The sequence below is a fragment of the Candidatus Thiosymbion oneisti genome (assembly GCF_900092655.1).
In the GTDB taxonomy this organism is placed as follows: Bacteria; Pseudomonadota; Gammaproteobacteria; order Chromatiales; family Chromatiaceae; genus Thiosymbion; species Thiosymbion oneisti.
In genome coordinates this window covers 1-7242 of sequence record NZ_FLUY01001329.1, presented here as the reverse complement: position 1 = coordinate 7242, position 7242 = coordinate 1, and the positions used below count along the sequence as shown (strand labels likewise).

Here is a 7242-nt window from a genome sequence, read left to right as displayed (position 1 = left end):
CGATTAAGCGCCTGGTAGGCTAACAGCCAATGCCTATCAGCACGGAGAAGCTGCGTCCGCTGGAGCGGACAAGACGGTGTTCCCACGCTGGAGAGACTGTGAAAGAATTCGTTTCCCCCGGAAGTGGTGGGGTGAAACCGCTATATTTCACGTTAAATTCCGTACAAAGTGGAGCTAGGAGCAATCTATGCCGCCTGATTTAGGCGAATTGTGTTTCCTTTTCCCTTTCGCTCTGAAAATTCGGTAATACTTTCACAGTCTCTGGAGCGTGGGAACGAGCGCGAAATTTTCAGATTTTATGCCCTAAAATCAGTATCTTAATTTTTAGACAGCCTCTCACCGAGATCGGAGCCGATGCGCTGGTAGAAACGGCTGATCCGGGCGCGGGAAGAACCACGAATGGACACCAATCCGATGCGGCGGGCAGATCCCTGTGCCTGTCCTCAAAAAGTGCAGCCACGACGCCGACGATGAAATCGGAACCGTCCGCCCTGCCACCGCCTAAGCGGCAAGCCGGAGCACTCTTCTCCGCCGTGATCCTGCTGCTTGCCGGCTGCGCCTCCTCGCAGGTCCCCCCGGCCATTGGCAAGGCACCGGAAAAACCGATTTTGGTTGCGCAGGTACAACAAGAACCCGACCGCTTTCTCGACCGGCGAGTGCGCTGGGGCGGTACCATCGTCGCGGTCCGCAACCGGAAGCAGACCACCGAGATCGAGATCCTGTCCCGCCCGCTGGATTCGGGCGGACAGCCGCGGGGAAAGGAGCCCGGCACAGGCCGCTTCATCGCCTTGCTGACGGGATTCGCCGATCCGGCAGAATACCCCGAACAGCGGTTGCTCACCGTAACCGGGCGCCTGAAGCGCGTAGAAACCCGACCTATCGGCGAGTATCCTTACCCCTATCCGGTGGTCGCGGTCGAACAACCTTACCTCTGGCCGGAACCATCACCCTCGGGACCGCCCTATTTCTACCCGGACCCTTGGTATTACCCCTGGTACTCTCCCTGGCACCCTTGGTACTGGTAATACGGAGCCTTCAGAATACCTCCATGCGGCACACCAGCTTCTCTATCGTCTGTTCCCTGCTTCTCCTGGCGAGCTGTGCAAGCAATCTTTGCTTACCGCCGGTCGGCACCCCTTCCATTACACCGTCCGTGGTATCCGCCACCGGCGATCATGTGGGCAAGCCGATCCAATGGGGCGGTATCCTGATCGAGACCCGTCATTTCAAGGAGCATACGGAGCTCGAGCTGATCGCCTATCCCCTGGATAGCTGCGGCCGCCCCCGTACCGGAGCCGAGCAAACAGGGCGCTTCATCATCATCCATCCGGGATTCCTGGATACCACCGACTATCAGATCGGCCGCACGGTCAGCGCCACCGGCCGCATCACCGGGATCCGGACAGGACGGCTGGGGAACGCAGATTACGGCTTCCCGCTGCTGGAAAGCTACAAGGCCCACCTGTGGCCGGATCAACAGACTCGCAGCAATTATTCACGCCCCTGGATAAACATCGGGATCGGTGGTGGTGACGGCGATGTTTTTGGCGGAGTGGGGGTTGTCTTTTAGACTTGTTCCCGTTGATAAATCGGCACCTTAGGCCAAACGGATGCTGGAAGATACTTGACGATACTCTTTATCCGTAAAATGACGAAAGAGGCATTAATATTGAGTGCCAGAGACATGGTCCCCAAAGAGAGAAAACAGTATGACAAGAAATAAATCTTCATCTCATTTTCTCCAACGCCCTGTTTATTGAACATGCCAGACGTTGGGCGCATTGAGCGCCTAACAGTTAATTAGACTATACGCAGGCGCTAGCATATTAGAATGCACGCAATCCAGCACGGTAATTTCCTTAATCGATGTCCCATAGTCAAACAAAATGGGTGTCCTTTTTTCTCGCCGCATCTTGTTTTTCCCACTGAGCTAGCATTTCCCTCAACCTGACAGCCAAGCGTCCTACCATGACCGCTCCCCGTTCCGTTCTCGTCTCCCTAGAGAACACTCCTTGGTATCATTACGTATGTCGTTGTGTGCGCCGTGCCTTCTTGTGTGGCGAGGACCCCGTTCTCGGGCCTGAATTTCGACCACCGCCGCGGCTGGATCGTCGAGCGTATGCAGCAGCTTGCTACCCTGTTCGCCATCGATGTGGCCGCCTACGCGGTGATGAATAACCACTATTACATCGTGGTGCGCATTGATCGCGAACGGGCTTAGGAGTGGTCGATAGAGGGGGTGCTGCGGCGCTGGACGGCGCTCTTCACCGGGCCGCTGTTGGTGATACCTTATCTCTCGGCGTCCCGAGAAGAGATGACCCGGGCGGAGGTCACCGAGGTTGAGGCGCTTGCCGAAGTCTATCGAGCCCGGTTGCACGATTTGTCCTGGTTTATGCGCACTCTTTAGGAAGAAAGAAAAGGATTGAGAATTGTGAGAGATTGGATGTTTTGACCATGCTGCAAGTCTTCCGAATACAATATTGAACAGTTTGTTTGAATTGCAGCGGCAAGAATCAAAGAGTCATAAAACGAGTATTTCCATCGTTCAGATGTTTCAATAGTCTTTCGGTACAATTCAACTGATGTAGATATCTCACAGAGTGGTGCTAGAACGGTATTTAAATATTTTAAACTGTCCTGAGGAGCAAGTGGAGGATTAAACTTTTTTGTTGATACATTCAAAAATTCTTGAATCACCTGAGAGCTAATACAACCTATTTGTTCTTTAAGAGCATTTTGTATCAAATCACGAGCGATAGCATTTTTCGTGGGTTCGCTAGGCTCAAAGGAATAGACGAAAATATTGGTATCAAGAAAATATTTATCTTTCATTCATTTCTCCCCTGGAGTAATGCTTGATAGGTTTTGCATAGCTTAGATGTTCCATCAAATTTTGATAGTCATTGGAACTTGTGTCTACGCTGGTATAGTTTTCAAGCCATTGGCGAAACTGGGAATTCAAAGTGGTATATTCCTGTTTGGCTTTTTTTCTCGCCTTGCGGATTAGCTTTTCGTCAGCACTAAGCGTAATGTTCTTTAACATTTTGATTTCCATATATTTTATGCACTACATCAGTGTACACGACAAATCGTGTAAAAAGCAAGAGTATTGACGTAGCAATCTCAAATCGTCTTTCCTAACAATTGGTTAAAAGACACCGGGATAACCGGTTGCCGCCGCACTCCAAAGGGCAGTCAGAGTGGTGGGCACAGCCCACCCCACAAATCCTTTGCGGCCCAAAAATCATTCGGCTTCGATACGGTATTTATCGTCCGCATCCTGTTGTTTGCGCGCCAGTTCTGCCTGGGTGCGTAGCTTCCAGATCTCCTTGCGTTCCTCGACCCGTTTCTCCCAGGCGTTCTCGACTTCTTCGATGCTTTTCTCACCGAACAGGGCCTGGCGCAGGAATCGGAAGGCGAAATCCATCAGGAGCAGATCGTCCGTCGCGGCTGCTTGAAAGAAGGCGTCGTCGAGCTTGTAGGACCGGCGGAAGTTCTCGCTGAGCACGAAGCGGCGGAACATGTCCAGGTTGTAGGAGGCCATGAAGAACACCTGCAGGCTCATCTCGGAGGGGCGCCCTACCCCGGGACCGGCGGACTTTTTCTTGAGGATCAAGCGGTACCAGTCTCGGTTCCGGTCGTCGTACTCCTTGCATCCCTGCTCAATGCGGTAGTCCTGGATACTGATCTCGCGGTCCTCGAGGTGGCCCTTGCAGTAGCTCTCGGAGATCAGGGAGTAGTTCTCCTCGGCCTGGGACGAGTCCTTCTTGCGCATATTGAGCAGGGCCACCGGGTAGTAACGGCAGACAGTGGGCCGGTCTGCGTAGACCTTGCAACCGTTGTCTCCGTCCAGCATCAGGCAGGTGCCTGCGTCGTCGGTGCGCAACTTGAGGCCGGGCACGCCATCCTGATCCATCCGGAAGGGGACCGTGTAGTGCTTGAGGAATTCCTCGGAGGTCAGTCCGAAGCGCGATTTCAGACGCAGGATGTCGTAGGGGGCCAGGGTGACATCGGCCCGCCGGCAGCAGGCGTTGAAGCAGGCGATTCCCTGGTAGCACCGGAACTTGAATCCGGTGTCAGCGGTGAGCAGCTGCGGTAGGTTGGGACTCTCGAAAGGAAGGTCGAAGCGCTCGTCGTTCATGGCTCGGGGGTCCTCGCGTGGCGGTGGCCGTCAGGTCGGCCAATGAGGGAAGTCCGCAAATGAACGCAAATAAACGCGAATGAAAAGATTATCGGGCAGAAAGGGTGCCGACGGTTCCGGGGCGGCGCGCGACCTGCCCTCTCGTTTTGCTCGGACAGTCTGCGAGTGAAAGAGTTGCGAACTGCGCCGCTCCCGCGTCAGGCGACAATCAAAGCAGCAGATTTGCGTCCATTCGCGTTCATTTACGGACTCATATCCAAAAAGACAAAAAATCCGGGCACCTCACGGTGCCCGGATTTTCAAGTCTTGAGAAGCTGTCGAGGATTACTTGAACAGCTTGGACTTGTCCACCAGGTCCGTGTGTGCCCGCTTGAAGCAGGTCCACTGTTTGGATTCCTTGTCATAGACGGAGTTCACGAAGCAGTGCCAGTTCTCTTCGTCGACCTTGTTGTGGTCCATCCGATAGTAGAAGCCCGGATAACGGGACTCCTCACGGAACTGGATGTGCTTCATATGGGCTTCCGCGGTAAGGATGCGGTGGTAGTTCTCCCAGGCGCGCAATAGCTCGTGCAGATCCTTGGCCCGCATCTTCAGGGAGTCTTCCTTGAGCATCTCCAGCTTCTTCTCCGCCAGCTCCAACATGTTGGCGTTGGTGGTGTAGTAGGTCGCCACGCCGGCCACGTACTCGTCCATGACCTTCTGCAGACGGAATTGCAGCATCCGCGGGGTGATGTAGTTGGGGTTGATGTCGATCGCGGTGGAATAGTCCTTGTGCTCCAGGAAGTTCTTGACCGGACGATAGATCTCCTCGATGAGGGTGTCCACGTCGGTATCCAGCTCAGGCTTGAGGTCCTTATTGTCCATAACGAACTTGACCATGGCCTTGGCCGCGAGACGGCCCTCGGCGTGGGAGCCGGAGGAGAACTTATGGCCGGAGGCACCGACACCGTCGCCGGCGGTGAACAGGCCCTTGACCGTGGTCATGCTGCGATAGCCCCAGTTCCAACCGGACGGCAGATGCTCGGGGACACCGGCTTCTTTCTCATCGGTGGGCGCACCCAGGTCCTCGGGACCCGAGACCCAAATCCCGCAGCAACCCGAATGTGAGCCGAGCAGATAGGGTTCGGTGGGCATGAGCTCGGAGTTCTTCTTCTCCGGCTCGATATTCTCGCCCGCCCAGATGGCGCACTGGCCGATACACATATCGAGGAAGTCTTCCCAGGCCTCGGCCTCCAGGTGCTTGACCTCGCGCTTAGACAGGGTCTCGCGCAGCTTGCCCAGGGCGGTGACCGTGTCCATCCAGATGGGGCCACGGCCTTCGCGCATTTCCTTGAGCATCAGGTGGTTACGCAGGCAGGCGGCCGGAACGGCGGCTTGGCCGTAGGGGGGATAGTCGTTCAACAGCTCTTTGTTGCGCTGCATGTAGACTTCGCCGAAGCCGTTGGTGGCCTGGGACTTGAAGAGCAGAAACCAAGCGCCTACCGGGCCGTAGCCGTCCTTGAAGCGGGTCGGTACGAAGCGGTTTTCCATCATGGTCATCTCGGCGCCGGCCTCGGCGGCCATGGCATAGGTGGAGCCGGCGTTCCACACCGGGTACCAGGCGCGGCCCTGGCCCTCACCCACCGACCGGGGCCGGAAGATGTTCACGCAACCCCCGGCGACCAGCAGGCAGGCCTTGAACTTGTAGACGAACAGCTTGTGCTCGCGCACCGAGAAACCGACCGCCCCGGCGACGCGGTTCTTGTCGTTCTTGTCGTTTACCAGCTTGACGATGAAGACCCGCTCCTGGATGCGGTCGGTACCCAGGGCCTTCTTGGCGGCCTCGGCGACGATCCACTTGTAGGACTCGCCGTTGATCATGATCTGCCATTTACCGGAACGCACCGGCTTACCGCCGTCCTTCAAGGGGGTCAAGCCCTTGGAGCCGTCATGGCGCTCGCCGTTCTCGTCGGTCTTCCAGATCGGCAGGCCCCATTCCTCGAACAGGTGCACGGACTCATCGACGTGGCGGCCCAGATCGTAGGCCAGGTCGTCACGGGTGATGCCCATCAGGTCGTTGGAGACCATGCGGGCGTAATCGGCGGGGTCCTGCTCGCTGCCGATGTAGGTGTTGATGGCGGACAGGCCCTGGGCCACGGCGCCGGAGCGATCCATGGCGGCCTTGTCGACCAGCTTTACCTTGATGTCGCTGCCGGCGGCCTTGACCCAGGGACCGATCTCGTAAGCGGTACCGCAGGCGGCCATGCCGCCACCGATGATGAGGATGTCGACCTCTTCCTCGACAACCTCAGGTTTTCCGAATTCTCCGGCCATTCTGTTACCTCTGTTGAATCTCTGTTGACTTGATTTGGAGTCGACTCAGGGGCCTACTTTCTGATCAGTTCGCTGGAATCGCCGGCGCGGAAGCCATTGGCCCGTACGAAGAAGCCGGGTTCCGTAACCTTGGAGATGTCGGCCTCCGGCTTGCCGCCGTAGGGATCGATGGAGCCTTCCGGGGTGGTGCGGATCGGAAACTTGAAGCGCTTCATGGTGCCGTTGCGGAATTTGATGGTCCACATGATGGAGTCGGTACCGCGCAGGGGCTGCACGGAGGCACCCAGGGGCACGATATCCGCGTAGGGACGGGCCTCGATGGCCTGCTGCGGACAGATCTTGATGCAGGAGTAGCACTCCCAGCACTGCTCGGGCTCCTGGTTGTAGGCCTTCATGGCATGACTCGTCTCGGCCCCGTCCTTATCGAGCATCATCAGGTCATGGGGGCAGATGTACATGCAAGCGGTCTTGTCCTGGCCTTTGCAGCCATCGCACTTCTCAGTACGCACAAAAGTTGGCATGGTGCATTCTCTCCTAAGTGTTTCACTGCGGTGTAGCCGCCGCGATGGATAATACCCGGCGACCTGTGGCTTCCCATGGACCCAAGCCTGCCGATACTCTGGACGATCTGCCGTCCTTAGAGGCTGTCTAAAAACTAACCCATTGATTTTCTACTGGCATTGATTTTCGGCTGGCTCCCCACGCTCCAGTGTGGGAGCAGACCTGGTCCCGACGGAGGAGGGATCTGACGCTCCAGCGTCGATTAAGCGCCTCGGTAGGCTAACCGC

Annotated in this window: 7 protein-coding genes and 1 pseudogene; 3 read left to right on the top strand and 5 right to left on the bottom strand. The window is 56.5% G+C overall.

All coding sequences use genetic code 11. The features are described from left to right. The first annotated feature begins 470 nt into the window (after nt 1–470). The 3 genes and pseudogenes from BQ17_RS13690 to BQ17_RS13680 all read left to right on the top strand — a co-directional run. A complete protein-coding gene (locus tag BQ17_RS13690) occupies nt 471–1025 on the top strand; it encodes a Slp family lipoprotein (protein WP_089727971.1) in 555 nt (184 codons plus the stop codon). Nucleotides 1026–1048: 23 nt separating this feature from the next. Then, complete coding sequence (locus tag BQ17_RS13685; RefSeq protein ID WP_089727969.1) at nt 1049–1570, top strand: Slp family lipoprotein; 522 nt, start codon at nt 1049–1051, stop codon at nt 1568–1570. Nucleotides 1571–1968: 398 nt separating this feature from the next. Then, a pseudogene (locus BQ17_RS13680) lies at nt 1969–2404 on the top strand (transposase); the annotation flags it as partial. Here the strand turns inward: BQ17_RS13680 and BQ17_RS13675 are convergent. From BQ17_RS13675 to aprB, 5 genes are all read right to left on the bottom strand, one after another. Then, nucleotides 2404–2832 (bottom strand): PIN domain-containing protein, encoded by a 429-nt coding sequence (locus tag BQ17_RS13675; protein WP_089727967.1) that lies wholly within the window; start codon nt 2830–2832, stop codon nt 2404–2406. The pseudogene BQ17_RS13680 and the gene BQ17_RS13675 overlap by 1 nt on opposite strands. Then, on the bottom strand, nt 2822–3043 hold the full coding sequence (locus BQ17_RS13670; RefSeq protein WP_089727972.1) for a hypothetical protein: 222 nt from the start codon (nt 3041–3043) through the stop codon (nt 2822–2824). The genes BQ17_RS13675 and BQ17_RS13670 overlap by 11 nt, the downstream gene beginning before the upstream one ends. Nucleotides 3044–3244: 201 nt before the next feature. Then, the gene (locus BQ17_RS13665) at nt 3245–4141 is read right to left on the bottom strand and encodes a YkgJ family cysteine cluster protein (protein WP_089727965.1); all 897 of its coding nucleotides are present in this window, start codon (nt 4139–4141) and stop codon (nt 3245–3247) included. A gap of 324 nt (nt 4142–4465) precedes the next feature. Continuing rightward, a complete protein-coding gene (gene aprA, locus BQ17_RS13660; protein ID WP_089727962.1) occupies nt 4466–6454 on the bottom strand; it encodes an adenylyl-sulfate reductase subunit alpha in 1989 nt (662 codons plus the stop codon). A gap of 53 nt (nt 6455–6507) precedes the next feature. Further along, nucleotides 6508–6975 carry an adenylyl-sulfate reductase subunit beta gene (gene aprB, locus BQ17_RS13655; protein WP_089727960.1) on the bottom strand — a complete coding sequence of 156 codons (468 nt, stop codon included), beginning with the start codon at nt 6973–6975 and terminating at the stop codon, nt 6508–6510. Between the last annotated feature and the right edge of the window lie 267 nt (nt 6976–7242).

Bases quoted from the DNA above. Each gene is read 5' to 3' on its own strand.
- BQ17_RS13690 (WP_089727971.1), top strand. From the start codon at position 471: ATGAAATCGGAACCGTCCGCCCTGCCACCGCCTAAGCGGCAAGCCGGA.
- BQ17_RS13685 (WP_089727969.1), top strand. From the start codon at position 1,049: ATGCGGCACACCAGCTTCTCTATCGTCTGTTCCCTGCTTCTCCTGGCG.
- BQ17_RS13675 (WP_089727967.1), bottom strand. From the start codon at position 2,832: ATGAAAGATAAATATTTTCTTGATACCAATATTTTCGTCTATTCCTTT.
- BQ17_RS13670 (WP_089727972.1), bottom strand. From the start codon at position 3,043: ATGTTAAAGAACATTACGCTTAGTGCTGACGAAAAGCTAATCCGCAAG.
- BQ17_RS13665 (WP_089727965.1), bottom strand. From the start codon at position 4,141: ATGAACGACGAGCGCTTCGACCTTCCTTTCGAGAGTCCCAACCTACCG.
- aprA (WP_089727962.1), bottom strand. From the start codon at position 6,454: ATGGCCGGAGAATTCGGAAAACCTGAGGTTGTCGAGGAAGAGGTCGAC.
- aprB (WP_089727960.1), bottom strand. From the start codon at position 6,975: ATGCCAACTTTTGTGCGTACTGAGAAGTGCGATGGCTGCAAAGGCCAG.